Annotated in this window: 22 protein-coding genes; 4 read left to right on the top strand and 18 right to left on the bottom strand. The window is 57.5% G+C overall.

Annotated elements, in window-relative coordinates:
- Nucleotides 1-63: 63 nt before the first annotated feature.
- Nucleotides 64-810 carry a sulfite exporter TauE/SafE family protein gene (locus QMX84_RS00975; protein ID WP_282362882.1) on the bottom strand — a complete coding sequence of 249 codons (747 nt, stop codon included), beginning with the start codon at nucleotides 808-810 and terminating at the stop codon, nucleotides 64-66.
- 79 nt (nucleotides 811-889) lie between these two features.
- On the opposite strand from QMX84_RS00975, the gene xseA reads away from it, so the two are divergent.
- From xseA to leuA, 4 genes are all read left to right on the top strand, one after another.
- Nucleotides 890-2,269, top strand: a complete 1,380-nt coding sequence (xseA, locus tag QMX84_RS00980) for an exodeoxyribonuclease VII large subunit (protein ID WP_262126443.1) — start codon at nucleotides 890-892, stop codon at nucleotides 2,267-2,269.
- A gap of 4 nt (nucleotides 2,270-2,273) precedes the next feature.
- Nucleotides 2,274-3,098 carry a peptidoglycan DD-metalloendopeptidase family protein gene (locus tag QMX84_RS00985; protein ID WP_262126442.1) on the top strand — a complete coding sequence of 275 codons (825 nt, stop codon included), beginning with the start codon at nucleotides 2,274-2,276 and terminating at the stop codon, nucleotides 3,096-3,098.
- A 147-nt stretch (nucleotides 3,099-3,245) separates the two neighbouring features.
- Nucleotides 3,246-7,451: a DUF6543 domain-containing protein gene (locus QMX84_RS00990; RefSeq protein WP_282362883.1), complete on the top strand. Its 4,206-nt coding sequence runs from the start codon at nucleotides 3,246-3,248 to the stop codon at nucleotides 7,449-7,451.
- A gap of 382 nt (nucleotides 7,452-7,833) precedes the next feature.
- Complete coding sequence (gene leuA / locus QMX84_RS00995; RefSeq protein ID WP_048367074.1) at nucleotides 7,834-9,513, top strand: 2-isopropylmalate synthase; 1,680 nt, start codon at nucleotides 7,834-7,836, stop codon at nucleotides 9,511-9,513.
- A gap of 961 nt (nucleotides 9,514-10,474) precedes the next feature.
- On the opposite strand, the gene QMX84_RS01000 is transcribed toward leuA, so the two are convergent.
- The 17 genes from QMX84_RS01000 to iscU all read right to left on the bottom strand — a co-directional run bounded on the left by QMX84_RS01000 (nucleotide 10,475) and on the right by iscU (nucleotide 25,729).
- On the bottom strand, nucleotides 10,475-11,269 hold the full coding sequence (locus tag QMX84_RS01000; protein WP_282362884.1) for an amidohydrolase: 795 nt from the start codon (nucleotides 11,267-11,269) through the stop codon (nucleotides 10,475-10,477).
- Nucleotides 11,257-12,405 (bottom strand): pyridoxal phosphate-dependent aminotransferase, encoded by a 1,149-nt coding sequence (locus QMX84_RS01005; protein WP_262126439.1) that lies wholly within the window; start codon nucleotides 12,403-12,405, stop codon nucleotides 11,257-11,259. Before QMX84_RS01005 ends, QMX84_RS01000 begins: the two co-directional genes overlap by 13 nt.
- Before the next feature lie 234 nt (nucleotides 12,406-12,639).
- Nucleotides 12,640-14,109 (bottom strand): ribosome biogenesis GTPase Der, encoded by a 1,470-nt coding sequence (gene der / locus QMX84_RS01010; RefSeq protein ID WP_262126438.1) that lies wholly within the window; start codon nucleotides 14,107-14,109, stop codon nucleotides 12,640-12,642.
- A gap of 138 nt (nucleotides 14,110-14,247) precedes the next feature.
- The gene (gene bamB / locus QMX84_RS01015; RefSeq protein WP_153336037.1) at nucleotides 14,248-15,399 is read right to left on the bottom strand and encodes an outer membrane protein assembly factor BamB; all 1,152 of its coding nucleotides are present in this window, start codon (nucleotides 15,397-15,399) and stop codon (nucleotides 14,248-14,250) included.
- On the bottom strand, nucleotides 15,392-16,033 hold the full coding sequence (locus QMX84_RS01020; RefSeq protein ID WP_048367082.1) for a tetratricopeptide repeat protein: 642 nt from the start codon (nucleotides 16,031-16,033) through the stop codon (nucleotides 15,392-15,394). Before QMX84_RS01020 ends, bamB begins: the two co-directional genes overlap by 8 nt.
- 40 nt (nucleotides 16,034-16,073) lie before the next feature.
- Nucleotides 16,074-17,363, bottom strand: a complete 1,290-nt coding sequence (gene hisS / locus QMX84_RS01025) for a histidine--tRNA ligase (protein WP_262126437.1) — start codon at nucleotides 17,361-17,363, stop codon at nucleotides 16,074-16,076.
- Between the two features lie 22 nt (nucleotides 17,364-17,385).
- Nucleotides 17,386-18,495 (bottom strand): flavodoxin-dependent (E)-4-hydroxy-3-methylbut-2-enyl-diphosphate synthase, encoded by a 1,110-nt coding sequence (ispG, locus tag QMX84_RS01030; protein ID WP_019408672.1) that lies wholly within the window; start codon nucleotides 18,493-18,495, stop codon nucleotides 17,386-17,388.
- A gap of 3 nt (nucleotides 18,496-18,498) precedes the next feature.
- The gene (locus tag QMX84_RS01035; RefSeq protein ID WP_282362885.1) at nucleotides 18,499-19,482 is read right to left on the bottom strand and encodes a RodZ family helix-turn-helix domain-containing protein; all 984 of its coding nucleotides are present in this window, start codon (nucleotides 19,480-19,482) and stop codon (nucleotides 18,499-18,501) included.
- Nucleotides 19,482-20,240 carry a type IV pilus biogenesis/stability protein PilW gene (gene pilW, locus QMX84_RS01040; protein ID WP_153336028.1) on the bottom strand — a complete coding sequence of 253 codons (759 nt, stop codon included), beginning with the start codon at nucleotides 20,238-20,240 and terminating at the stop codon, nucleotides 19,482-19,484. The genes QMX84_RS01035 and pilW overlap by 1 nt, the downstream gene beginning before the upstream one ends.
- Before the next feature lie 12 nt (nucleotides 20,241-20,252).
- Nucleotides 20,253-21,401: a 23S rRNA (adenine(2503)-C(2))-methyltransferase RlmN gene (gene rlmN, locus QMX84_RS01045; protein ID WP_048367086.1), complete on the bottom strand. Its 1,149-nt coding sequence runs from the start codon at nucleotides 21,399-21,401 to the stop codon at nucleotides 20,253-20,255.
- A 28-nt stretch (nucleotides 21,402-21,429) separates the two neighbouring features.
- A complete protein-coding gene (ndk, locus tag QMX84_RS01050; RefSeq protein WP_019408668.1) occupies nucleotides 21,430-21,855 on the bottom strand; it encodes a nucleoside-diphosphate kinase in 426 nt (141 codons plus the stop codon).
- A gap of 94 nt (nucleotides 21,856-21,949) precedes the next feature.
- Nucleotides 21,950-22,150 (bottom strand): Fe-S cluster assembly protein IscX, encoded by a 201-nt coding sequence (gene iscX, locus QMX84_RS01055; RefSeq protein ID WP_153389539.1) that lies wholly within the window; start codon nucleotides 22,148-22,150, stop codon nucleotides 21,950-21,952.
- A 14-nt stretch (nucleotides 22,151-22,164) separates the two neighbouring features.
- The gene (fdx, locus tag QMX84_RS01060; protein WP_048367090.1) at nucleotides 22,165-22,506 is read right to left on the bottom strand and encodes an ISC system 2Fe-2S type ferredoxin; all 342 of its coding nucleotides are present in this window, start codon (nucleotides 22,504-22,506) and stop codon (nucleotides 22,165-22,167) included.
- A 2-nt stretch (nucleotides 22,507-22,508) separates the two neighbouring features.
- Nucleotides 22,509-24,371: a Fe-S protein assembly chaperone HscA gene (gene hscA / locus QMX84_RS01065; protein WP_153336026.1), complete on the bottom strand. Its 1,863-nt coding sequence runs from the start codon at nucleotides 24,369-24,371 to the stop codon at nucleotides 22,509-22,511.
- A 51-nt stretch (nucleotides 24,372-24,422) separates the two neighbouring features.
- On the bottom strand, nucleotides 24,423-24,944 hold the full coding sequence (gene hscB, locus QMX84_RS01070) for a co-chaperone HscB (protein WP_262126434.1): 522 nt from the start codon (nucleotides 24,942-24,944) through the stop codon (nucleotides 24,423-24,425).
- An 8-nt stretch (nucleotides 24,945-24,952) separates the two neighbouring features.
- Complete coding sequence (iscA, locus tag QMX84_RS01075) at nucleotides 24,953-25,276, bottom strand: iron-sulfur cluster assembly protein IscA (RefSeq protein ID WP_153328862.1); 324 nt, start codon at nucleotides 25,274-25,276, stop codon at nucleotides 24,953-24,955.
- A 66-nt stretch (nucleotides 25,277-25,342) separates the two neighbouring features.
- Complete coding sequence (gene iscU / locus QMX84_RS01080; protein ID WP_003443374.1) at nucleotides 25,343-25,729, bottom strand: Fe-S cluster assembly scaffold IscU; 387 nt, start codon at nucleotides 25,727-25,729, stop codon at nucleotides 25,343-25,345.
- Between the last annotated feature and the right edge of the window lie 22 nt (nucleotides 25,730-25,751).

Below are 25,751 nucleotides of genomic sequence, written 5' to 3' on the forward strand. Positions count from 1 at the left end.
AGCTTGCCTCGCGATCTTTTGGTCGTTTAAAAGATCGCGAGGCAAGCTCGCTCCTACAAGAAATCAAGCACTCAAGTAGCGCGCAATCAGCGCAACGCCGCTGGCCAGCACCAGCCAGGTCACCAGCCGGACAAAGGCCTCGCGGGACAATTTGATCGCCAGTTTACGCCCTATCCACAGCCCCAGCGCCATGGCCGGTAACAGAAAGGCGGCCAACCACAACAATTCGCCGTCGGTGTACACACCCGCGATCACGAACAAGCTCAAACGCACCACGGTGCTGCAACTGATCAACGCACTTTGCGTGGCCCGCGCCGCGTCCTTGTTCAGCCGTGCATTCAGGTACAGCGCGTATAAAAAGCCGCCGCTACCAAATAGCGCACCAAATAACCCGCCTATGACCCCGATCGGCACCGCCCACCCCGCCGCCACTTGGCTGGGCCGCACTTTTACCGCCAGGCTGTACAGCGCATAGGCGCTAACAAACACGCCCATCAACAGCAGCAACAGGTCCGATTGCAGGTTGAGCAAAAACACCACACCGATGATGCAACCAACGGCCATGCACGGTAGCAAGCGCAGCAACTCCGGGCGAGCCACGTCACGACGGGCGGGCAACCAGTTGCCAAAGGCGGCGACAAAATCCAGCAGCACCAGCAGCGGGATAATCTTCGACAGCGGCAGGCACAGGATCAAAATGGGCCCGGCCACCAGTGCCGTACCAAACCCCGCCACACCAAACACGATGTAAGCCAGCGCTACGGCCAGCTCAATCAACACCCACTCACCGCCGGTAAAAGGCAAATCCATTGCTGCGCTTCCTTATTTTTGGAGCGCGGACTTTAACCAGCAGGTGCAGTCAAAACAATCCGCCCTTATGATGGCCGGCATGATTAAAGATCCCTTTGCACGACTCAATCTCGACCGGGAAGTCCTGACCGTCAGCCAGCTCAACGGCCGCGCGCGGGTCTTGCTCGAAGACGTGTTCAGCAATATCTGGGTCGAGGGCGAAATCTCCAACCTTGCCCGCCCGGCGTCTGGGCATATTTACTTCACCCTTAAAGACAGCGGTGCCCAAGTGCGCTGTGCGTTGTTTCGCAACAACGCCGCACGGGTACGCCAGGCGCTGAAAGACGGCCTGGCGGTCAAAGTACGCGGCAAGGTGTCGCTGTTTGAGGGGCGCGGCGATTACCAGTTGATCCTCGACACCGTCGAGCCTGCCGGTGACGGCGCATTGCGCCTGGCCTTTGATGCCCTTAAAGAGAAGCTCAGCGCCGAAGGTTTGTTCAGTGCCGAACGTAAAGTCCCGCTGCCGGCTCACCCGCAGCGCATCGGCATTATCAGTTCACCAACCGGGGCGGTGATCCGCGACATCATCAGCGTGTTCCGCCGCCGTGCGCCGCAAGTAGAACTGACCCTCATCCCCACTGCTGTGCAGGGCCGCGAAGCCACCGCGCAAATTGTCCGGGCGCTAAAGCTGGCCGATGCGCGGGGCTTTGACGCCTTGATTCTGGCCCGTGGCGGCGGCTCGCTCGAAGACCTCTGGTGCTTTAACGAGGAAGCCGTTGCGCGGGCGGTGGACGCCTGTGTGACGCCGATCGTCAGTGCCATCGGGCACGAAACCGATGTGTCGATCAGTGACTTTGTTGCCGACGTACGGGCGCCGACGCCGTCTGCTGCGGCCGAATTGCTGGCGCCGGACGCCAGCGACCTGCAACACCGGGTCGACAGCCTGCAGCGCCGACTGGTCATGCGTATCCGCGATCGCCTGATGCGCGACCGCCTGCGCCTTGATGGTCTGGCCCGGCGCCTGCGCCATCCGGGTGAACGGCTGCGCCAGCAGGCACAGCGCCTCGATGACCTGGACATGCGCATGCGCCGCGCGTTTGAGCGCAGCCTCAATACCCGCCGTGAGCGCTTGATACGTCTCGAAACACGCCTGTCAGCGCAGCATCCGGGTCGTCAGCTAGCCTTACTCCGCCAGCGCCTGGACAGCCTTGCCGAGCGCCTGCCACGAGCCATGCGCGAAGGCCTCAAGGCCCGTCGCCTGACGCTGCACAGCCAGATGCAAACCCTGCACGTGGTCAGCCCGCTGGCCACCTTGGGTCGCGGCTACAGTATTTTGCTCGATGAGCGCGGCAACGCTATTCGCAGCGCCGAACAGACCCACAATGGCCAGCGTCTGAAGGCACGACTGGGCGAAGGCGAATTGCAGGTGCGGGTTGAAGACAACCACCTGACACCCGTGACCCTTTCTTTACTGGATTGAGCTGATGCCACGCTTTTTAACTGCTGCTTTATTGCTGTGCCTTGCTTTCAATGCCTCGGCCGCCGACAGCTACATCACCCGACTGCTCAACAAGCCAGTACCGGGCGGCGTGGCGGTCATCGACCTGGGCACCGGCGCGCAACGCCCCGAGGCCAAATACGACGGCAAACCGGTGTTGGTGGTCAAAGAGCAAGACACCTGGCGCGCCATTGTCGGTATCCCGCTGACCGTCAAGCCGGGTACGCAAACACTGAATGCCAACGGCCGAAGCCTGAGCTTCAACGTGGGCAACAAAAAGTACCCCGAGCAGCACATCACCCTGAAAAACCAGCGTCAGGTCAACCCCAACCCGGACGACCTCAAACGCATCGACAACGAACTGGCGGTGCAGATCAAGGCGTACCGCACCTTCAGCCCGAACACGCCCAGCAACTTGCTGCTGGACAAACCCGTCAACGGCCCGCTGTCGAGCAAGTTTGGCGTGCGCCGCTTCTTCAATGGCGAAGAGCGCAACCCCCATGCGGGCCTCGACTTCGCCGTGCCCGCAGGCACACCGATCAAAACCCCGGCAGCGGGCAAAGTCATCTTGATCGGCAATTACTTCTTTAACGGCAACACCGTGTTTGTCGACCATGGCCAGGGCTTTATCAGCATGTTCTGCCACATGTCGAAAATCGACGCCAAGCTTGGCCAGCAGTTGGCGCGTGGCGATGTGGTGGGCAAAGTCGGTTCAACCGGCCGCGCCACCGGGCCGCACATGCACTGGAACGTCAGCTTGAACGACGCCCGCGTGGACCCGGCGATCTTTATTGGAGCCTTTCAGCCTTAGCGAATACACGGGGGTTGGCCACTGGTCGTGGGCAAATCTCCATGCACTAGTTATGTATGTCAGGCGCGATTGAGCCGGGGCAGATACTCCTCACAACTATTCTGTGAGGTGTACTCCATGAGTGATGTATTTCATTTATCGCAAGACTTGAGCGCCGACCTGATTGCAGTCAGCGCCCAAGACGAACAAGACCGTGTCAAAAAATGGGTGCAAATCGACACTCAGATCCAGACCCTGCTGGCTGAGCAACCCACCCTCCAATCATTTATACACAGCGAGTTGAAGGCTACTTTTACCCACGCCACGCAAACGCTTGATCCTGAGCGTTTGCTGATCAGTGAAGAGGGTGATACGCAGCGCGCCAGTGTGCTCGATGTCCTGTTACAGGCGCTGTGTGACGGGCATGCTCCGGAATACAACCTGCTGAAGGCCACGCTTGAGGTCGTGGACGATTCATCGCCCGTCACTGTGAAGGTGGGCGACTTGCAAAGTTTCATATCTCGCGGGAGACGTTTTTTTAGCAGTGACTGCAAGACCCACACGACGCAGTTTTGGCAAGACAACAGCAGCCAAACCGGAACTCAATCGCGCAAATCCTGGCTGCTCGACAAGCTCAAAGACGTGCTCAAGGCAGAAACCGAACTGCTGTCCCACGATGCCACGCTGACACCGGGCCAGGTACAACTGATCAATCATGTAATGCGTTACCCCTCGCTGAGCACCCGGGCTGCGCTCCCGGTCAGTTCGCGCCCGGCTGTTTATGCCCTGACGCTCAAGGGCGAGTCAAAAGAACCACCAATTGTGTTTGCGGGAGCTTGGGTCATGACCGCACGCGACGGCTCCGCAACCCTTGACGCATCAGGCATGACTCGCCTTTCTGACAAAACGACAGAAGTAGAGATCAACGCCAAAGCCAATGCCGGTGAAGCCGTGTTGTACACCCCTTCAGGCGGTTTGCAGGGCTTTGCTTCATTGCAGGCATTAGAGGTCGAGCTGAACCGCCGCCACACGCAAATCACCGAGTTCGAATCATTACTGGAACTCTTGGCACCTACTGATCTGATGCGGGTTCAGGCGCTGGCTGAAAAGGCGGATACGTCGCTTGAATTCACCTTTAAGGAGATTCACGACTCAGTGTTCGACTATTGGTTCAAGGTGCATAACGATCAGCGTCAGGCCAATCTTGAACACGCATTGTCGTTAGCCAAAACGGTCTCGCCCGCCCAGTTGGGTGAGCACCTTGAGCATACGCTGGACTACCTGCCGCGCTTCAATCAGGCGAATGCTCTCAATGCACGCATTGCCAAGTTTTTAGAAAAAAAAACCCGAGAATGGCTGCTCAAAGCCAACGACAGTGATCGTCAGGCCTGGTTTGAGGCGTCTTCGTATTACCGAACCATGCGTCTCATTGCCCAGGAAAATGGCGAGCCTTCAGCGTATCAATACGGAGACAAAGCCTTTTTACTGCGCTATGCCCGTGATCAGATACAAGACTATATCCAGGCAGAATACGGTCTGATCGTTGACCCCGACACCGTCTTTGTCACCACAACGGCGGCCGAGCGCGGCTCCGGGCCGATTATCCCGATCAGTGCCCATGCCACGTCCTCCTACACGGCCGTGAATAGCCTGTCGCGTACGGGCCCGTCCATCAGGCTGGTGAGTACGTCCCGAACACTGTCGCAGTTGGCTCTGGAGAACGTCGGCAAGCTGGACATTGACTATGCATTGACCGCTTCTGTCACAACGGGCAGCCCTGATGGTCCGCGGATGGACGACCTGAGCGCAGCACAAATCAAGCACATCGTTCGCACGGTCAATATCGGCGACAATTATGATGCCTTCTTGCGCGACCGGTTTATCAACTCTCCCCAAGCCATCTCTCGGCGCGATACTGCCGCCCAACTGCTGATCGCGCAGATGCGCGTTGATGCGCTTGAAGCGAAGATATCCGGTGACTATTCGCCTGATCGCCTGGACCGTGGTTATCGCTGGGTTGAGGCTGTTCTCAATGAGGTCGATGACCCGCAGCAACCCGCCATCGTTGAAGGGCATCGCTTGAAGGTTCATCAGCTGTTGATCGGTGAAGCGACTGTGCGCGGGGTGCTGATCATTCTGGCACCGCCCTCTGGCGCATTTGAGCCTGACCCGGCGCACTTGCACCTCATCACAGCGCAACCGCTGCCGTCCGTCAGCGCTATGGTCGTTTATACCCCTGAAGCGCCTGACGGAAAGCGTTTTCGCGAGTATGAAAATCGCTCGCACATGGCGAATAAGTTCCTCAATGCCCCTGCGATGGCCAGCTATCTGATTGGACGAGTCAGCGAGGGCGCTCAAGCCCGAGTCCAGCAGCTTGTGACTGAAGGGCTCAGAGCGGTCGATGTTCGGGACGCGGCGATTCCCGGAAACTTCATAGAGCAAACGTGTTTGGCTGAGATCGAGCATGCCTTGGCCAGCGCAGATGCATTAAGCCTGTCGACGACTGAAAGCGACCGTCTGGCCGTGTGGAGCGGCATTGAAACAGCGGTGGATATCATCACGATTATTCTGCCATTTGAAATCACGGCCATGATTGCCCTAGGGCGCAGTTTGACCGAGATGTGGCACGGCTTTGATGCCCTGAAGCGAGGCAATCAGAGCGAGGCCATCGGGCATTTTGTCGGGATGATTGAGCGTTGGGTGGATGCAGGGGTGGACATTGGAACGACTATCGCCAAATTACCCGCGAAAGGCACTTTGGCCCTGCATCCGAAACTGGCCTACAAGCAGGGCGTGGAAGGGCTAACCAAACGTACAGATGGTGCCTATGCGGGAATCTATGAAAGACCTCCTAAGCACGGTGGTTTTTCCCAATACTTTATTAATCAGCAAAAACACTGGTTTCAGGTGGTGTATGACACTGACCGCCTGACCTGGCGAGTGATGGACATGCGTCGACCACGCTCCTGGTACCGCTCTCCGATTCGTCAGGGCACGGATGGCCTGTGGCGTATCGGCACACCGGAGTTGAGCTTGCTGGGGGGCGGAAAATATTCGCTGGCCACGTTCCGGGTGCGCGAGGCTTTACCACGCTTGAGCTTGGAAGAAGCCAAAAAACTGCTCGATCAGTACCAGTTTCCTGCCCCTCGTCGTGTCCAGATGGAGCTTGCTCTGGCCGAGTTCCTGGTCGCACATAAAGAGTTACCTCGGTGGGCCCAGCACTTTCTCAAGGAAGGGCTCGATGGTACCCCCGCGCAAGCTCTCACCCCTCAGCCCGATACTTCTAGAGCCGTCCCGTTAAGCAACAAACGCAAGCGCCCCATCCTGGATGATGAACCGGTACAACCAAAACCGACTCAACCGGTTCCCTCCAGCAGCACTTACGCACCGGGCACTGTCAGCAGTGACGAGTGGCAAAACTGGGCTCGAACGGCTCCCGGAGATACCTACATCCCGGTCAGTCTGAATCCGCCCATTTCTGAAATAGGCAGCGGCTCTAATCTTCGAGTGATTAAAAAAGACAGCAAGTGGTTCGACATATTGCCTCAGGGCAACCGGCAACTGGATTTACAGGTGTACCTGAAAAAACCTGGTCAGGTGATCTCAACCTATGAGCAACTGGAAAAGCTGATCTTGAAAAACAAGTACTTGCAACCGCGCCTGGCCGAATTTGAGAGAGGAGCATGGGCGATCAAGGAGCCGCTGCTGCAAAAACCGATCTGGCATTACGTCCTCAAGTCTCTGCCGGGCCTGACGCCCGACTCTGCACAGGTAGTGGCCAAGCGTCTTTTTATGTTGTCCGACAGCAGCACCTGGTTGCTTACACAAACCCGTATGCGCACGTTGACCGAAACGTTGTATGGCTGGTTTACCGGCCATTTGACACATGGCTCCGGAGCATTGCGTGATCCCTTGGCCCTCTTGACGCCAGCTTTGGGCATTCGCCCTAAAACGTTGCTGGTTCGAACACGAGCATCACCGACCTGGTTTGACCGGATCGACTTCTCATTGAAAGCCGGCGATTTATTAAAACTGAGCACTGCCACTGGACTCAATGAAGTCATGCGTAGCCTGCTTCAGCGGCTCGGCTACACCATTTATGCGGACATCCCCGGGGTCAGTGAGTTGGTGTTCAGGCGATCAGGTATGCAAACCATCAACTTCATGCAGTTGCACAGGGCGGTCGGAGCGGAGCTGGCGCTTGTCATCGAGCTGGAGGATGCGGTCACTCTTATGATCAATAAAAACCCGTTGTCACCCTTATCCCTGGCGCTCACCAATGCACGGGCCGAGGGCAAACTCTTGACCTTTGTGGGAGGCGTCCAGAACACACCGCCGTACGGTCTCACACAGGGCTTTATTTGCCGGACCTAGAGCAGTAACCGGCCAGTCCGTTAGCTGGCCGGGTTTGGGCAACTAGCGAAATACTTTTGCAGCACAAGATGAATGCCTTACGCATTATCTGAACAATTTTTTTCACTACTTATAGCTGAAGGCGCCATATAAATTCGATTTTTTGCTTTAAACGCGCAATTCTCCTAATGTTTTTCAGGCCGCTTGCCAACCTCTGACGCAATGGTTAGGGTTGAGCCTATGAAAACACCTCACACCCTCATTCAATTACGCCAGCACCGAAGCCTCTGCCTCGTCAGTGCACGACTGCAAAGCTGAAACGCGCTGCCTCGTCCTCCCCTGCTTTGTATTTCTTCAGCGAGCCACTTTTCGCTATACGGCCCGCACATTAAAGGATTGCCTGATGACCATGCTCAAAGACCCTTCTTCCAAATACCGCGCCTTCCCGGTCATTGATTTGCCTGACCGTACCTGGCCATCGAAAACCATCACCCAAGCGCCTATCTGGTGCAGCTCTGACCTGCGCGACGGCAACCAGTCGCTGATCGAGCCGATGGATGCAGTAAAAAAACTGCGCTTCTGGAAGACCTTGGTCAGCGTTGGCGTAAAAGAAATTGAGGCGTCGTTCCCGGCCGCTTCGCAGACCGACTTTGACTTCGTACGTACGTTGATCGAAGACGGCCACATCCCGGACGACACCACCATTCAGGTGTTGACCCAAGGCCGTGAAGACCTGATCGCACGGACATTCGAATCGCTGCGCGGCGCGAAAAAAGCCATCGTCCACTTGTACAACGCGACCTCGCCGTCGTTCCGCCGCATCGTATTCAATCAGGACAAGGACGGCATCAAAGAAATCGCCGTCAGCGCGGCCAAGCTGTTCGTCAAATATGCCGCTCAACAGCCAGAAACCCAGTGGACTTTCGAATACTCCCCAGAGACCTTCAGCGCCACAGAACTGGAGTTCGCCAAGGAAGTGTGTGACGCGGTGATCGAGGTCTGGAATCCGACACCTGAGCACAAAGTGATCCTCAACTTGCCTGCCACCGTTGAGTGCGCCACCCCGAACATTTATGCCGACCAGATTGAATGGTTCGGTCGCCACATCAACCGACGCGACAGCGTGATCATCAGCCTGCACACCCACAACGACCGTGGCACCGGTGTGGCCGCCACCGAGCTGGGCTTGATGGCCGGTGCAGACCGCGTCGAAGGCTGCCTGTTCGGTAACGGCGAGCGTACCGGTAACGTTGACCTGGTGACCGTGGCACTGAACATGTACACCCAAGGCCTGGACCCGCAACTGGACTTCTCTGACATCGACGGCGTGCGTAAAGTCGTTGAAGAGTGCAATCAAATCCCGGTTCACCCTCGCCACCCGTATGTGGGCGACTTGGTCCACACCGCGTTCTCGGGCTCGCACCAGGACGCCATCCGCAAAGGCTTCGCCCAACAGAAGCCCGACGCACTGTGGGAAGTGCCGTACTTGCCGATCGACCCGGCAGACATTGGCCGTAGCTACGAGGCCGTGATTCGGGTAAACAGCCAGTCGGGCAAAGGCGGGATTGCTTACCTGCTGGAGCAGGAATACGGCATCAGCTTGCCACGCCGCATGCAGATCGAATTCAGCCAGGTGGTTCAGCGCGAGACCGACCGTCTTGGCCTTGAAATGACCGCGCAGCAGATCCACAGCTTGTTGCACAGCGAGTACCTGCAGGCCAACACCCCGTACGCGCTGGTTAGCCATCGCCTGCAGGAAGAAAACGGCCACAGCGCAGTTGAAGTTGAAGTGTCGGCCAAGGGTGCTGGCGAGACCAACCTGCGCTGGAACGGCAAAGGCAATGGCGCCTTGGAAGCCCTGGTTGCCGGCCTGCCGGTCAAAGCTGAAATCATGGACTACAACGAGCATGCCATCGGTGCTGGCACCAACGCCAAGGCCGCTGCTTACATCGAGCTGCGTGTGAATGGTGAACGTGCTGTGCACGGTGTCGGTATTGATGAAAACATCACCACCGCCAGCTTCAAGGCCCTGTTCAGCGCCCTGAACCGCTCACTGAGCGAAGCCGACGCTAAAGCTGCATAAACGTCTGCTGAAACGCAAAAAGGCCCTGAGGTGCGAACCTCAGGGCCTTTTTTGTTGGTTTTTTTGTAGGAGCGAGCTTGCCTCGTGATCTTTTTATCTTTCGCAGCCTTCGTACCTCGTCAGCGACTACAGCCGGACGTAGCCTCGCAAGGCTCGTCAACTGCTACAGGGAATGTCTGCGATACATGATCCCCTGCAGGAGCTGCCGCACCGTCTACGACGCCGCGCTGTCGCGCAGCAAACAGGACAGCGAATATCTTCAGCATCCCCCAATCGGTTCCCTCTCCTTCGGGAGAGGGCTAGGGTGAGGGGGCTCTTGATTTTTTGTACATATCCATTGCTGCGGCAACGGCCACTTAGGGTTCCGGCCTTACGCCGTGCCACTTTGAAAAGCGCAAAGTGGCCAAACGCTTTTTGCCCCAACCCCTCGGTGCCTCGCTTAGGCTCGGCATGCCCTCACCACAGGCTTTGCTCCGAGGGCCGCCGCGATCGGCCATCCCTGGCCGTGTCGCGGCTAACCCGGCGTCCTGCCGGGTTACCCTCTGCGCAAAACCTGCGCTCGGCCAGCGTGGTTTAACGGGGCCTCTTAGATCAAGATCAAAAGCCAAGATCGCGAGCAAGCTCGCTCCTACAGAGTCTTTAGAATCAATCACTTATTTCATGTTTGATAAGAGCTGCCCCAGGCTGCGATCTTTTGATTTTTTCAGGTAGATACAGTGCACAGGTTTTGCGACTGCTGCGCAGCCGGACGTAGCCTCGCAAGGCTCGTCAACTGCTACAGGGAATGTCTGCGATACATGATCCCCTGTAGGAGCTGCCGCAGGCTGCGATCTTTTGATTTTTTCAGGAGATACAGTGCACAGGTTTTGCGACTGCTGCGCAGCCGGACGTAGCCTCGCAAGGCTCGTCAACTGCTACGGGCGTACGCAGCTCGCGATCTTTTAAAAGATCGCGAGGTGTATCAGTACTTCAGGTCGAAGTTGTCAGCATCCATGTACGCCGGGAAACGTTCACGGTAAGCGCCCAATTCGCTCGCGCTCAGGCTGACCTGGAACACGCCGTCGGCCTCGCCCGCGCTGAGCAAGGTTTCGCCCTGGAAGTCGAGGATCTGGCTGTCGCCGCTGTAGACCAACCCTTTGCCATCGGTCCCGACGCGGTTTACCGCGCCGACGTAGCAGAGGTTTTCAATCGCTCGGGCCGGTAACAGGCGGTTCCAGTGCAAACGGCGCGCACCCGGCCAGTTGGCCGTGTAGAGCAGCAAGTCTGTGTCATGGGGGTCGCTGCTCCACACCGGGAAGCGCAAGTCGTAGCAAATCAACGGGCGGATACGCCAGCCTTTGACCTCAAACTGAACCTGCCGCTCGCCCGGCGTAAAGTGCTCGTGCTCACCAGCCATACGGAACAAATGGCGTTTGTCGTAGTGCAGCACTTCACCATCAGGCCGCGCCCACAGCAGGCGGTTGCGGTGGCTGCCGTCTGCCGCCTGGACAATGACACTGCCAGTCACCACCGCATTGAGTTTTGCCGCCTGGGCTCGCAACCACTTTGTAGTCGGCCCGCCTTCTGGCTCGGCGAGGGTCTCGGACTCCATGCTGAAACCGGTGGTGAACATTTCTGGCAACACCACCAGGTCTGCGCCACGGGCCTGCTCAAGCAACTCTTCGAAGTGCTCGAAATTGGCCTGACGGTCGTGCCACACCAAAGTGGTTTGCACCAGCGCCAGGGTTAAATCGGGTAAACCACTTAGATCACGCATAGTTTCTCTGCTGCTTCGCGCAGCGTCTCCTCGCGTTTGGCAAAACACAGACGGACCAGCCGCTGCCCTTCGGGCGGGGTCTGGTAGAACACCGACACCGGAATGGTCGCCACACCGTGTTCACGGGTCAGCCATACGGCCATGTCGACGTCATTGAGGTCCGGACGAATGTGAGCGTAGTCGACCAACTGGAAATACGTACCTGCTACCGGTGTGAAGGTAAAACGCGATGGCTTTAACAGATCACAGAACAGATCACGCTTGGCCTGGTAAAACCCGGGCAGTTCTTCAACGTGCTCGGGGACGGCCGCCATATAGTCGGCCAATGCGTATTGCAACGGCGTCACACCGCAAAAACTCACGTATTGGTGCACCTTGCGCAACTCGGCGGTCAACGCGGGCGGCGCCACCACATAACCGGTTTTCCAGCCTGTCACGTGGTAGGTTTTGCCGAACGAGCTGACAACGAAAGCACGATGGTACAGCTCGGGATGCGACAAAACACTGACGTGAGGCACGCCGTCGTACACCAGATGCTCGTACACCTCATCGCTGATCAGGTAGATGTCGCGATCGGCGATCAAGGCCGCCAACTGGTCCAGCTCTGCACGGCTGATCAACGCACCGCTGGGGTTATGCGGGGTGTTGAGGATGATCATGCGGGTGCGCGGGGTCAGCGCGTCGGTGAGTTTTTGCCAGTCGATGGAGAAGTCGTCGAGCCCCAACTGCACATGCACGCAACGACCGCCGGCCAACTCGACCGAAGGTTCATAGCTGTCGTAGCACGGGTCGAACACAATGACTTCGTCGCCGGCGTGAATCACCGCCTGGATGGCACAGAAGATGGCTTGGGTAGCGCCCGGGGTGATGGTCACCTCGGTATCGGCATCCACGTGCACGCCATAACTACGGGCAATTTTGGCCGCCACTTGTGTACGCAAGGCGGGCAAGCCGGTCATGGGTGAATATTGGTTATGGCCACTGGCGATGTGCTGGCCGACGGCATCGCGCAACGCTTGCGGGCCATCAAAGTCAGGAAAACCCTGAGACAAGTTGAGCGCGCCGGTTTCAGCCGCGAGTTGCGACATGCGCGTGAAGATGGTGGTGCCGACATTCGGCAACTTGCTGATAATCATGGCCGTTCCCTGATGAGTTCCCGGCTCTGACTACGGCACAGGACCTAGCGAGAATAGCCCAAACGCCAGACACGAAAAAGGGCTCCTAAAGGTGTGATGCCAGTCAGTGCAGACACCTGCAATCTGAACTGTAGGAGCGAGCTCGCCTCGCGATCTTTCAAACGTTCAAAAGATCGCGAGACAAGCTCGCTCCTACACAAGCAGCATTCCCCCAAAGGAACCCTCTTCAGCGTGTTAGCGCTTGTCTCTACGCTTTTTGTCGGCTTTTTTGTGGTGCGACATCATGCGGCGCTTCTTGTTGACCTGGCGGTCGGTCAAGGAGTTCTTGTTGGCTTCGTACGGGTTCTCGCCACCTTTGAACTCGATGCGGATCGGTGTACCGACCAGCTTCAAGACACGACGGTAGGTGTTTTCGAGGTAACGCACGTAAGACTTCGGAACCTTCTCAACCTGGTTACCGTGGATCACGATAATCGGCGGGTTAGCCCCACCCAAGTGGGCGTAACGCAGCTTGATCCGGCGGCTGTTAACCATTGGTGGCGCGTGCTCGCTGACCGCGTCTTCAAGGATCTGGGTCAGACGGTTGGTCGGCCAGCGCGTTACAGCCGACTTGAAGGAGTTCTGCACCGATTGGTACAGGTTACCCACGCCAGTGCCGTGCAATGCCGAGATGAAGTGGATGTCGGCGAAGTCAACGAAGAACAGGCGACGGGTCAGTTCGACCTTCACGAACTCGCGTTCGCTAGGTGTCATGCCGTCCCATTTGTTGATCGCGATAACCAGCGCACGCCCCGCTTCCAGGGCAAAGCCCAGCAGGTTCAGGTCGTGGTCAACCACGCCTTCACGGGCGTCCATCACAAAGATCACCACGTTGGCGTCTTTGATCGCTTGCAGGGTTTTGACCACGGAGAATTTTTCAACTTCTTCGTGGATCTTGCCGCGCTTGCGCACACCGGCGGTGTCGATCAGCGTGTACTTCTCGTCGTTACGCTCGAACGGGATGTAGATACTGTCGCGCGTGGTGCCGGGCTGGTCATAAACGATAACGCGGTCTTCGCCGAGCATGCGGTTAACCAGCGTCGATTTACCGACGTTTGGACGACCGATGATGGCGATCTTGATACCGTCTTTTTCGCTTGGGCCAGGAATGCGCTTGGCTTCCTCACCTTCGAGAACGACTTCTTCTTCGCCTTCTTCTGGCTCTTCAGAATCACGCGGGAAATCACCCAGGGCAATTTCCAGCAATTGCGTAATACCACGGCCATGTGCGCCAGCGATAGGAATCGCGTCACCCATGCCCAGGGGTGCGAACTCGGCACGCGCCATGTCCGGGTCGATGTTGTCGACCTTGTTGGCGACGACATAAGAGCGCTTGTTACGTTTGCGAAGGTGCTCGCCGATCATCTGGTCAGCGGCAGTGAAACCCGCTTTGGCATCTACCAGGAACAGAACGACATCAGCTTCTTCGATGGCCAGCAGCGACTGCTCGGCCATTTTTTCGTCCATACCGTGTTCGTCACCGGAGATACCGCCGGTGTCGACCAAAATGTAGGAACGCCCTTGCCACTTGGCCTCACCGTATTGGCGATCACGGGTCAGACCGGACAAGTCGCCGACGATGGCGTCGCGAGTCCTGGTCAGGCGGTTGAACAAGGTGGACTTGCCGACATTGGGTCGGCCCACCAGGGCGATTACGGGAACCATGCGGCTCTCCACTTCGTTATTTCAGAAAATACAAAAGCCGCTGCAAGGCAGCGGCCAGAGTTCGGAACAGCACAAGTGTGCCGCAAACCTTGCAAGAGCAAGGCTGCTTGAGACTCTAGAGTCTCAAGCATAGACGCCTTAGCGAATGGTCAGGGCTTCCAGTTTGCCGCTGTTACCAAACACGTAAATCATGTCACCGACCACCAGCGGACGCGCCCGAAGACCGTCGCTGTCAATGCGGGTACGGCCAACAAAGCGGCCATCAACCTGGCTCAACAGGTGTAGATAGCCTTCGAAGTCACCAACGGCGACATAGCTGGAGAAGACTTCTGGTGCCGACAATTGACGGCGGGCCAGTGCATCGTTGCTCCACAGGACGGTGGTCGAACGTTCGTCAACGCCTTCTACGGTGCCGGAAGCCATGCTGATGTAGACGTTGCCAAAACCTTGGGCGACACCCGCGTAGCTGGAAGCATCACGCTGCCACAGCACACGGCCGCTTTCCAGTTCCAGTGCCGCCATGCGGCCCTGATAGCTGGCGACGTACAAGGTGCCACCGGACAACAGCAGACCACCGTCAATATCGACGATGCGCTCCAGTTCCGAACGGCCTTGTGGCACAGCCACACGGGTTTCCCATACCGGCACGCCGTTTTGGGTATCCAGAGCAACGACTTTACCGGTCGAAAGACCCGCAATTGCCAGATGATTGGTCACCAACGGTGCGCCCGTACCACGCAGGGTCAGAACACCCGGCGTGCTGTCGTAGATCCAGCGCTGATTGCCGGTGGACGCATCCAGGCCAATCAGGTGGTCGTCCTGGGTCTGAACCACCACAACGTCACCGTTGTTGGCAGGCGGTGCAAGCACTTCGCTGTTAACGCGAGCGCGCCACTTTTCTTCGCCGGTGCTGGCGTCGAGGGCAATCACATCACCCTGCAGGGTGCCGAGCATGAGCAGGCCATAGCCAACACCCACTGCGCCGGAAACAGGCAGTTCGAGGTCTTTCTTCCACTGAACGTCGCCGTTCATGCGGTCGAGCGACATCACGATACCGTTCACGTCAGCGGCGTAGATGGTATTACCTTCAACCGCTGGCGTCAGCATGTTGTAGGTTTTACCCTGGCCGTCACCGATCGAACGGTCCCACTGCTTTTGCAGAACGACTTCTTCTTTGAAGTCCGTCAGCTCAGCTGGCGGAAGTTCTTTTTTGCTGTTGCTGCTGCAACCCGCGGCCAAAACGACCAGAGCCAGCAATGCCGCATGTTTCCAACGCATCACTTCACGCATCCCCTTTGGCCAGGTCATCGAGCTTGATTTGTAAGCCACCTACTGCTGCCTCATCAGACAGTGCAGCCTTGGCTTTTTCGTAGGCAGCGCGTGCGTCATCGGTGCGGCCTTGCTGTACCAGCAGGTCGCCTTTGAGCTCTTCACGGCTGGCCAGGAATGCTTTGTCCGAGTCACCGTCCAGCAACTTCAAGGCCTCGTCTGCCTTGCCTTGTGCTGCCAACACCTGAGCCAGACGCTGACGCGCCACTTCAGCCAGGGTCGGGTTTGCCGGTTTGTCGACAATCGCCTTGAGCTCGGTGGCCGCGTCATCCAGCTTGCCGGTGTCTACGGCCACTTTGGCCACAAACAGACCGCCAAACTGCGCGTAGGCAGAACCGCCGTACTCACTGTTCAACTTGTTGGCCAACTCGGCCACACGGCCCGCATCTGGCTGCCCGGTAGGCGTCAGTGCGGTTTCAAGCAATTGTTGGTAGAGAATCGACGCACCCTGCGACTGGTTCGTCTGATATTTGTGCCAAGCCTGCCAGCCGAACACCACCACCAGCGCCAGCAAGCCGCCAGTGACCAGGGGTTTGCCGTTGCGCTGCCACCAGTCTTTCAACTCGCCCAGCTGATCATCATCGTTACTCGACACCCCAACACTCCTTATTCGATAAATCGGCTGTTAACCCGCTTCAACCCTGCACGATGCAGGTGGCCAAGTGCTCGGAAAGAGCATCCCAGGCAATAGTTTGTTGTTCGCCCTGGCCACGCAGGGGTTTGACACCTACCACCTGCTGGGCCAATTCGTCTTCACCCAGAATCAATGCAAACAGCGCACCGCTCTTATCAGCCTTTTTGAACTGGCTCTTGAAGCTGCCAGCACCGGCATTGATTTGCAGGCGCAGGTTTGGCAACTGGTCACGGACGCGTTCGCTCAAGGCCAAGGCAGCCAGTTCAGCGGCCTCACCGAAAGCACACAGGTAAACATCCACCTGCCGCGCAATTTCTTCAGGGATTTGCTCCAGGGTTTCGAGCAGCAGAATCAGACGCTCGATACCCATGGCGAAACCAACACCCGGTGTTGGCTTGCCACCCATTTGTTCAACCAGACCGTCATAGCGACCGCCAGCACACACCGTGCCCTGGGCACCGAGCTTGTCGGTAACCCACTCAAACACGGTTTTGCTGTAGTAATCGAGGCCACGCACCAGCTTGGGATTGATCACGTAGGGAATACCGGCAGCATCCAGGCGAGCCTTCAGGCCCTCAAAGTGCACACGGGATTCTTCGTCGAGGTAATCGACCAGTTTCGGCGCGTCGACCAACACCGCTTGAGTGTCGGCATTTTTGGTGTCGAGCACACGCAGCGGGTTGGTTTTCAGGCGGCGCTGGCTGTCTTCGTCAAGCTCGCTCAGGCGCGAGGACAGGTAATCAACCAGAGCGGCACGGTAGCGCCCACGGGCTTCGCTGGTGCCCAGGCTATTGAGCTCAAGCTTGACCGCATCACGGATCCCCAGTTCGCCCCACAGGCGCCAGGTCAGCAGGATCAGCTCGGCATCGATGTCCGGTCCATCCAGGTTGAACACTTCAACCCCAATCTGATGGAACTGGCGATAACGGCCTTTTTGTGGACGCTCGTGGCGGAACATCGGGCCGATGTACCAGAGTTTTTGCACTTGACCGCCGCCGGTGATGCCGTGCTCAAGCACAGCACGTACGCAGGCAGCCGTGCCTTCGGGGCGCAAGGTCAGCGAATCGCCGTTGCGGTCTTCGAAGGTGTACATCTCTTTTTCGACGATGTCGGTGACTTCACCAATCGAGCGTTTAAACAGCTCGGTGAACTCGACGATAGGCATACGGATTTGCTTGTAACCGTAGTTATCCAGCAAACGCGCAACCGTGCCTTCGAAGTAGCGCCATAGCGGCGTCTGCTCGGGCAGGATGTCATTCATGCCACGAATGGCTTGCAGAGACTTGCTCACAAAAAATCCTTAATTCGTTTGGTTAGCCGCGCGCGATAACGGCTGCGTCAGCTTCGACCTTGTCGGCCGCCTTCTGCCGGATCAGCTTTTCAAGCTGGTCCACCAGGTTTTCATTCGTCAATTTTTGCGACGGTTTGCCATCGATGTAAATCAGGTTGGGCGTGCCGCCGGTCAACCCTACGTGTGCCTCTTTGGCTTCGCCGGGACCGTTGACCACACAACCGATCACCGCCACATCCAGCGGTACCAGCAAGTCTTCAAGACGAACTTCCAGTTCGTTCATGGTTTTCACCACGTCGAAATTCTGCCGGGAACAGCTTGGGCACGCGATGAAGTTTATGCCACGTGAACGTAAATGCAGGGACTTGAGGATGTCGTAGCCGACTTTTACTTCCTCGACCGGGTCTGCTGCCAACGAGATGCGAATGGTATCGCCAATTCCCTCGGCGAGCAGCATACCTAGGCCCACGGCAGATTTCACTGTGCCAGAGCGTAAACCACCCGCCTCAGTGATGCCCAAGTGCAGTGGCTGGACGATTTCTTTGGCCAGCAGGCGGTAGGCTTCAACGGCCATGAACACGTCGGAAGCCTTAACGCTGACTTTGAAATCCTTGAAGTTCAGGCGTTCCAGGTGCTCGACGTGACGCAGGGCCGACTCAACCAATGCGGCCGGTGTCGGCTCGCCATATTTTTTTTGCAGGTCTTTTTCGAGCGAACCGGCGTTAACGCCAATACGGATCGGAATACCGCGATCGCGGGCAGCATCGACCACCGCACGCACGCGGTCTTCGCGACCGATGTTGCCCGGGTTAATCCGCAGGCAATCCACGCCCAGCTCCGCCACGCGCAGTGCGATGCGATAGTCGAAGTGGATGTCGGCGACCAACGGCACTTTAACCAGCTGTTTGATACGGCCAAAGGCTTCAGCGGCGTCCATGTCCGGCACAGAAACCCGGACGATATCGACGCCCGCAGCTTCCAGGCGGTTGATTTGCGCCACTGTTGCAGCCACATCATTGGTGTCGCTGTTGGTCATGCTCTGTACAGCAATAGGGGCATCGCCGCCTACCGGTACCGAGCCAACCCAGATTTTGCGCGATTCGCGACGTTTAATTGGTGATTCGCCGTGCATGACTTATTGACCTAACTTCAGGCGAGCGGTCTCGCCACTGGTGAAAGGAGCCACATCCACAACCTGACCGTTGTAGGTCACCTGCGCGCCGCGGGCATAGCCCAGGCGGACGCTGAAAGGCGGCTTGCCGGTCACATCAAGCGTGTCGCCCTTGCGTTTAAGACCACTGAACAGCACTTTGCCGTTGCCATCAGTGACTTGAGACCAGCAATCAGCGACATAGTTGATATTGACCTTGCCGGCACCCGCAACGGGCGCGGTGCTGGCGGTTTGTGGGGTAGCGGGTACGGCAGCCGGAGCAACTGGCGTGGCAGCGGCTGGAGCCGCTGGCTGCACAGGGGCCACTGAAGTGGCTGGTGCTGCTGGCGTTGAAGCAGCCCCGGTAGCAGGCAATGGCAGGTCAGTGCTGGCGGCTTGCTCAGCCGACGGTTGCGGCGCGGCTTCGCCTTCTACATTGGCCTGGGCCACCGCCTGGTCTTCCGGCTCATCGAGCGGATGGATCTGGGTGGTGCCATCGGCGCCTTCAACTTCTACGTGCTCGGGTGCCAGACCAATCAGGTCTTTGGCGCGCATGGACGTTTGGTCCTGCCACCAGAAAAAACCACCGCCCAGGACGGCAATGAGCAGTAACAAACTAATGATGCGCAAAATGGTATGCGACACGCGTACGGGCTCTTCAATACGCCCCAGGCTGTGCACATTGCTGCCGTTGGCATCGGTGCCGGTGTACACGTCGAACTCATGCACCAGGCTGGCCTGGTCCATGCCAAGCAATTTGGCATAGGCGCGGATGTAACCACGGGCAAAGGTATGGCCCGGCAGTTTGTCGAACGCTCCCGTCTCAAGGTTGCTCAAGGAACTGGCCGTGAGATTGAGTTTCAGGGCGACTTCAGCCAGGGTCCATCCATTGTTTTCACGGGCCAGACGCAAGGTCTCACCGGGATTGACACGAGTCGCTGCTAGAACTTCGGGTTGCGCCGCTTTCATCATTGCTCCGACAGGTATTGCTGATATTCCGGCGTGCCGGGATAGAGTCGTTGTAGTTGCTGGCCATAGTTGGCTGTGGAGGTGCGCTCATCGAAAACAGTCGCCAGTCGCGCACCGAGCAATAGACTACGTGCATTTTGCCCGCTAAGCAGGCTAAAACGATCGTAATAGTCACGTGCTGGCACATAATGCCTGTCTTCGTAAGACATCTCAGCCATTTCGAGCAGTGCACGGGGTTGCTGACGGTTCAGGCGCAAGGCTTTTTCAAGCTGCTGGCGCCCCACCTCACGCTGCCCCAGCATGAGCGAGGTCACCCCAAGGTTCTCGTAAACACGCGAACGCTCAGGGTACAGGCTATCTGCTGAGGCTTTTAGAAACTGGCGGTAAGCGTCCTGATAGCGCTGTTGCTCAAACAGGAAGCTGCCGTAGTTGTTGATGATTCGCGTGTCAGTCGGCCGCCCGCTTAACGCCGTCTGGAACGCCCGCTCTGCAAGCACCGGCTCCATTTCGTACTGAAACACCAAGGCCAGTGCGGCGTTAGTGTCCGGGTCCGTCTTGTTGAGTTCGAGGGCTTTGCTGAGGGGGACTTTGGCTTGTTCGGCCATCCCTTGCTGGAGATAACCAAGCCCTAGCTGAACATAGGCCTGGCGCGCTTCTTCACGCCCCTTGTCGCTGCTCAACGGGTTTGAATCACCCGATGAGACACAGCCAGCCAAGAGGCCGACCATGAGGACAGGGAGCGCAGCGCGCAAGATCATAGGTTTCCTCTCTCAGGGCTGAGCCGCAGCGTTTTGCGCCAGATCAGTCTCAGCATTGAGTTCGCGTGCGGCGATCAGGCGCGAGCTACGGCGGGTGCGGTCATTGACCTGACCGACCAACTGCCCGCAAGCCGCGTCGATGTCTTCACCACGGGTAGTGCGCACAGTCACGTTGTAACCCGCTTGCTGGAGCAGTTCCTGGAATCGGCGAATGGCGTTGTTGCTTGGACGCTCATAGCCCGAATGCGGGAACGGGTTAAACGGGATCAGGTTGATCTTGCACGGCGTATCCTTGAGCAGTTCGATCATTTGTACCGCGTGATCGACGTGGTCATTGACGCCTTTAAGCAGGGTGTATTCAACGGTCAGAACACGCTTTTCGCCCAGGCTCGACATGTAGTTGCGGCAGGACTCAAGCAGCATTTTGAGCGGGTATTTCTTGTTGATCGGCACCAACTGACTGCGCAGTTCGTCGTTTGGTGCGTGCAGCGACAACGCCAGGGACACGTCGATGTGCTTGGACAGCTCATCGATCATGGGCACCACGCCCGAGGTAGACAAGGTCACCCGGCGCTTGGAGATGCCATAACCCAGATCATCCATCATCAGATGCATGGCGGCGATCACGTTGTCGAAGTTCAGCAGCGGCTCACCCATGCCCATCATCACCACGTTGGTGATGGCTCGGTCGATGGTTGCCGGGACGCTGCCAAAGGATTTGTTGGCAATCCACACCTGGCCAATGACTTCGGCCACGGTGAGGTTGCTATTGAAACCTTGCTTGCCGGTGGAGCAGAAACTGCAATCCAGGGCACAGCCAGCCTGGGACGAAACGCACAAAGTGCCGCGTTTGCCCTGGGGAATATAAACGGTCTCGACGCAGCTGCCGGACTCAACGCGCACCACCCACTTACGGGTGCCATCGCTGGAGATGTCCTCGCTGACGACTTCAGGTCCACGAACCTCAGCAATAGCCTTGAGCTTGTCGCGCAAGGCTTTGCTGACGTTAGTCATGGCGTCGAAATCATCGACGCCAAAGTGGTGAATCCACTTCATGACCTGACCGGCACGGAAACGCTTCTCCCCGATTGAGTCGAAGAATTTCTCCATTTCCGGCTGAGTCAGACCCAACAGGTTAGTTTTGCCAGTCGTTGCAATCATGTCTTCACCCTCACTCACAAGCCAATGCTTAGCGAGTGGTTACTTCAGTAGCTGCGAAAAAGTAAGCAATTTCGCGTGCAGCGGCTGCTTCCGAGTCGGAACCGTGAACAGCGTTAGCGTCGATGGATTCAGCGAAGTCAGCACGGATGGTGCCAGCAGCTGCTTCTTTAGGGTTGGTAGCGCCCATCAGCTCACGGTTCAGAGCGATAGCGTTTTCGCCTTCCAGAACCTGAACAACAACTGGACCGGAGATCATGAAAGCAACCAGGTCGCCGAAGAAACCGCGCTCGCTGTGCTCAGCGTAGAAGCCTTCAGCTTCTGCTTTGGACAGTTGCTTCAGTTTGGAAGCTACAACCTTCAGGCCAGCGTCTTCGAAACGAGTAACGATCTTGCCGATAACGTTTTTAGCAACGGCGTCAGGCTTGATGATGGAGAAAGTACGTTGAACAGCCATGGTGTAACTCCAGAAACAGTGATTTAAGCGAAAAATTAAACCCGCGAATTATACGCGGGTTCTTGGGTATTGCATAATTACGAACGTTGCGGGCTTAGTCAGCCTCTTCGATCCACAAACCCTGAATGGCTTCGAGGACTTTCTCCCCGCCGCGATCCGGGATGTCGTCGAACTCCGGCAACGCCATAACCAGGTTACGCAGCTTGACGAAGTTCACCGTCAGCGGATTAACATCCGGGTGAGCTTCAGCCAGCTGTATAGCAATTTCTTGTACATCAACCCATTTCAGACTCATGACAATTCCTTGAATCAGTGCGGCGCTTCGGCAGCATGGTTGAGTGAGTATTTCGGGATTTCGACGGTCAGGTCTTCTTCACCGACAAGCGCCTGGCACGCCAGACGCGAGTGCGCTTCCAGCCCCCAGGCTTTGTCCAGGTAGTCTTCTTCGAGCTCATCGGCTTCTTCGAGCGAGTCGAAACCTTCGCGAATGATGCAATGGCACGTGGTACAGGCACAGACGCCGCCACAGGCGCTTTCCATCTCGATGTGGTGCTCATGCGCCAACTCAAGGATCGAAGTGCCGGGCTCAGCCTCTACGACCAGGCCATCCGGGCAGAACTTCTCATGGGGCAGAAAAATGACCTGCGGCATTGTTATTCCTCAATCTCATTCAGGTTGCGCCCCGCCAGAGCGGCTTTGACGGTCAAATCCATGCGGCGGGCAGCAAAAGCATCGGTCACTTGCGACAGACGCTTGGTCTGTTGCTCGATAGCATAGCCATCGGTGCCTTCTAATAATTCGGATAATTCCTGCATTTGCAGCTCGATGACCATGCGCTCTTCGGCATCCAGCAAACGCTCGCCATCGACCTCAAGGGCGGCTTGCACAGCCTCGATCAAGCGCCGGGCATCAACTTGCTGCTCGCGCAGGACGCGGGCAACCTTGTCGTCACCGGCGTACTGGAACGAATCTTTGAGCATCTTGGCGATTTCGCCATCAGTCAGACCGTACGACGGCTTGACCTGAATACTGGCCTCAACACCCGAGCCCAACTCGCGGGCCGAGACACTGAGCAAGCCATCGGCGTCGACCTGGAAGGTCACGCGGATTTTCGCAGCACCCGCCACCATCGGCGGAATACCGCGCAGCTCAAAGCGCGCCAGAGAGCGGCAATCGCTGATCAGCTCACGCTCGCCTTGCAGCACATGAACCATCATGGCCGTCTGGCCATCTTTGTAAGTGGTGAAGTCTTGCGCACGGGCCACCGGGATCGTGGTGTTACGCGGAATGACTTTTTCCATCAGGCCGCCCATGGTCTCCAGACCCAGCGACAAGGGAATCACGTCAAGCAGCAGCAACTCGCCACCATCGCGCTTGTTGCCCGCCAGGGTATCTGCCTGAATCGCAGCACCGATGGCAACCACTTGGTCCGGATCGATGTCCGTCAGCGGCTCACGGCCAAACATCTCAGCCACCGCTTCGCGAACACGCGGCACACGGGTCGAACCACCGACCATCACCACCGCCTGAACATCTTCAAGCTCAATATTGGCGTCGCGCACAGCGCGGCGGCAGGCTTTGAGGCTGCGCGCAACCATCGGCTCAATCAATGCATTGAAGGCATCACGGGTCAGCACTGCCTGCCAATCGCCATAGCTGACCGGCACCGAGGACGCATCGGTCAGCGCCTCTTTGGCCGAGCAGGCAATTTGCAACAGCTGGCGCTGAGCCCCCGGATCAAGGTCCGCCGACAAACCGGCCTGCTCGACGATCCAGCTCGCAATAGCGTGGTCAAAGTCGTCGCCGCCCAGGGCGCTGTCGCCCCCCGTGGCCAGAACTTCAAACACACCGCCGGTCAAACGCAGGATCGAGATATCGAACGTACCGCCACCCAAGTCATAGATCGCAACAACGCCTTCTGCCTGCTGATCCAAACCGTAAGCCACTGCCGCAGCCGTCGGCTCGTTGAGCAGGCGCAACACGTTCAGCCCGGCCAGACGCGCAGCATCTTTGGTGGCCTGACGTTGAGCATCGTCAAAATAGGCAGGAACGGTAATCACCGCCCCGACCAATTCACCACCCAAGGTCTTTTCGGCGCGCTCGCGCAGCACCTTCAAGATGTCCGCCGACACTTCTACCGGGCTTTTCGGGCCTTGTACGGTGTCAATGAACGGCATGTGCGACTCACCGCCGACAAAGCGGTAAGGCAGTTGCTCACCCAATTGCTTGACGTCGGACAGACCACGACCCATCAAGCGCTTGACTGACAACACGGTGTTGTAAGGGTCACTGGAGGCCGCCAGGCGTGCGGACTCACCTACCTCGACGCGGTCTGCGTGATAACGCACCGCAGAAGGTAGGATGATTCGACCTTCGGCATCAGCCAGCGGCTCAGAAAGACCACTGCGCAATGCAGCGACCAGCGAATTGGTAGTACCCAAGTCGATACCCACAGCCAGACGACGCTGGTGCGGTTGAGGACTTTGGCCGGGTTCGGCGATCTGCAGTAGGGCCATTGTGATCAGGACTTATCTGTATATCAGGCGTGCAACCGTGGCGGCACTGGGTTAATCGTCGAGGCGCTCTTCTAACTGGCGCACTTCGTAGGTGAGCTTGTCGAGGAACTGCATGCGGCGCATCAGGCGTTCAGCCTGCTCACGCTGTGCAGCATCATCCCAACAGGCAGCGAAGCTTTCGTTCAATTGGTTCTGAGCGGCTTTAAGACGACGTTTGAATGCGGCAACACCCGCTATATCGGCATCGTCTTGCAGGTCTTCAAGCTCTTCGCGCCATTGCATCTGCTGCATCAGAAACTCGGGGTCATGCACCGTGACTTCAAGGGGCATGTCACCACCGCTCATCGCGAGCAAGTAGCGCGCACGTTTAGAGGGGCTTTTGAGTGTCTGATACGCCTCATTGAGGCTGGCGGATTGCTCAAGGGCCAAGCGTTGCTCACGCTCGGAAGCATCAGCAAAGCGGTCCGGGTGCACACCACGCGCCAACTCACGGTAACGCGTGGCCAACTGATCGAGGTCCAGATTGAAGCCCGGCTGCAGTTCAAACAAAGCAAAATGACAAGGAGTACCCACGACTGGCCTCAGATGTTGAAGCTCTCGCCGCAGCCACATTCGCCGCGCACGTTGGGGTTATTGAACTTGAAGCCTTCGTTGAGGCCTTCCTTGACGAAGTCAAGCTCGGTGCCGTCAAGGTAGGTCAGGCTTTTAGGATCAATGATCACTTTTTCGCCATGGGTTTCGAAGACTTGATCTTCTGCGCCCACTTCATCGACAAACTCCAGCACATAGGCAAGACCGGAACAGCCCGTGGTGCGAACACCCAGACGAATCCCCTCACCTTTGCCGCGCCCATCAAGGGAGCGGCGAATATGCTTGGCCGCCGCCTCTGTCATGCTGATAGCCATCGTGACTCCTTACCTCTCGCCAGTATCATCACCGGCCCCTGCCATCTAAGGCACGGGCCATTCGGGTCAGATCAAACCTTTCTTCTGCTTGTAATCGCGAACGGCGGCCTTGATGGCGTCTTCTGCGAGTACCGAGCAGTGAATTTTTACAGGTGGCAAGGCCAGTTCTTCAGCCAACTGAGTGTTCTTGATGGTCTCTGCTTCATCCAGAGTCTTGCCTTTCATCCACTCGGTTGCCAGGGAACTGGAAGCAATTGCCGAACCGCAACCATAGGTCTTGAACTTGGCATCTTCAATGATGCCTTGCTCGTTCACTTTGATTTGCAGACGCATGACGTCGCCGCAGGCCGGTGCACCCACCATGCCGGTACCGACATCCGGGTCTTCCGCGTCCATCTTGCCGACGTTGCGCGGGTTTTCGTAGTGGTCAATGACCTTTTCGCTGTAAGCCATGGTACTAATCCTCACTCATCAG

The organism is Pseudomonas sp. PS01297 (assembly GCF_029959305.1).
Lineage (GTDB): Bacteria > Pseudomonadota > Gammaproteobacteria > Pseudomonadales > Pseudomonadaceae > Aquipseudomonas > Aquipseudomonas helleri.

Excerpts from the sequence above, each read along its gene's own strand:
- QMX84_RS01035 (WP_282362885.1), bottom strand. The coding sequence starts at position 19,482 with ATGAAAGCGGCGCAACCCGAAGTTCTAGCAGCGACTCGTGTCAATCCC.
- ispG (WP_019408672.1), bottom strand. The coding sequence starts at position 18,495 with ATGCACGGCGAATCACCAATTAAACGTCGCGAATCGCGCAAAATCTGG.
- iscX (WP_153389539.1), bottom strand. The coding sequence starts at position 22,150 with ATGAGTCTGAAATGGGTTGATGTACAAGAAATTGCTATACAGCTGGCT.
- der (WP_262126438.1), bottom strand. The coding sequence starts at position 14,109 with ATGGTTCCCGTAATCGCCCTGGTGGGCCGACCCAATGTCGGCAAGTCC.
- ndk (WP_019408668.1), bottom strand. The coding sequence starts at position 21,855 with ATGGCTGTTCAACGTACTTTCTCCATCATCAAGCCTGACGCCGTTGCT.
- bamB (WP_153336037.1), bottom strand. The coding sequence starts at position 15,399 with ATGCGTGAAGTGATGCGTTGGAAACATGCGGCATTGCTGGCTCTGGTC.
- xseA (WP_262126443.1), top strand. The coding sequence starts at position 890 with ATGATTAAAGATCCCTTTGCACGACTCAATCTCGACCGGGAAGTCCTG.
- fdx (WP_048367090.1), bottom strand. The coding sequence starts at position 22,506 with ATGCCGCAGGTCATTTTTCTGCCCCATGAGAAGTTCTGCCCGGATGGC.
- hscA (WP_153336026.1), bottom strand. The coding sequence starts at position 24,371 with ATGGCCCTACTGCAGATCGCCGAACCCGGCCAAAGTCCTCAACCGCAC.
- QMX84_RS00975 (WP_282362882.1), bottom strand. The coding sequence starts at position 810 with ATGGATTTGCCTTTTACCGGCGGTGAGTGGGTGTTGATTGAGCTGGCC.
- iscU (WP_003443374.1), bottom strand. The coding sequence starts at position 25,729 with ATGGCTTACAGCGAAAAGGTCATTGACCACTACGAAAACCCGCGCAAC.
- pilW (WP_153336028.1), bottom strand. The coding sequence starts at position 20,240 with ATGATCTTGCGCGCTGCGCTCCCTGTCCTCATGGTCGGCCTCTTGGCT.
- QMX84_RS00985 (WP_262126442.1), top strand. The coding sequence starts at position 2,274 with ATGCCACGCTTTTTAACTGCTGCTTTATTGCTGTGCCTTGCTTTCAAT.
- QMX84_RS01005 (WP_262126439.1), bottom strand. The coding sequence starts at position 12,405 with ATGATTATCAGCAAGTTGCCGAATGTCGGCACCACCATCTTCACGCGC.
- QMX84_RS01000 (WP_282362884.1), bottom strand. The coding sequence starts at position 11,269 with ATGCGTGATCTAAGTGGTTTACCCGATTTAACCCTGGCGCTGGTGCAA.
- rlmN (WP_048367086.1), bottom strand. The coding sequence starts at position 21,401 with ATGATTGCAACGACTGGCAAAACTAACCTGTTGGGTCTGACTCAGCCG.
- iscA (WP_153328862.1), bottom strand. The coding sequence starts at position 25,276 with ATGGCTATCAGCATGACAGAGGCGGCGGCCAAGCATATTCGCCGCTCC.
- leuA (WP_048367074.1), top strand. The coding sequence starts at position 7,834 with ATGACCATGCTCAAAGACCCTTCTTCCAAATACCGCGCCTTCCCGGTC.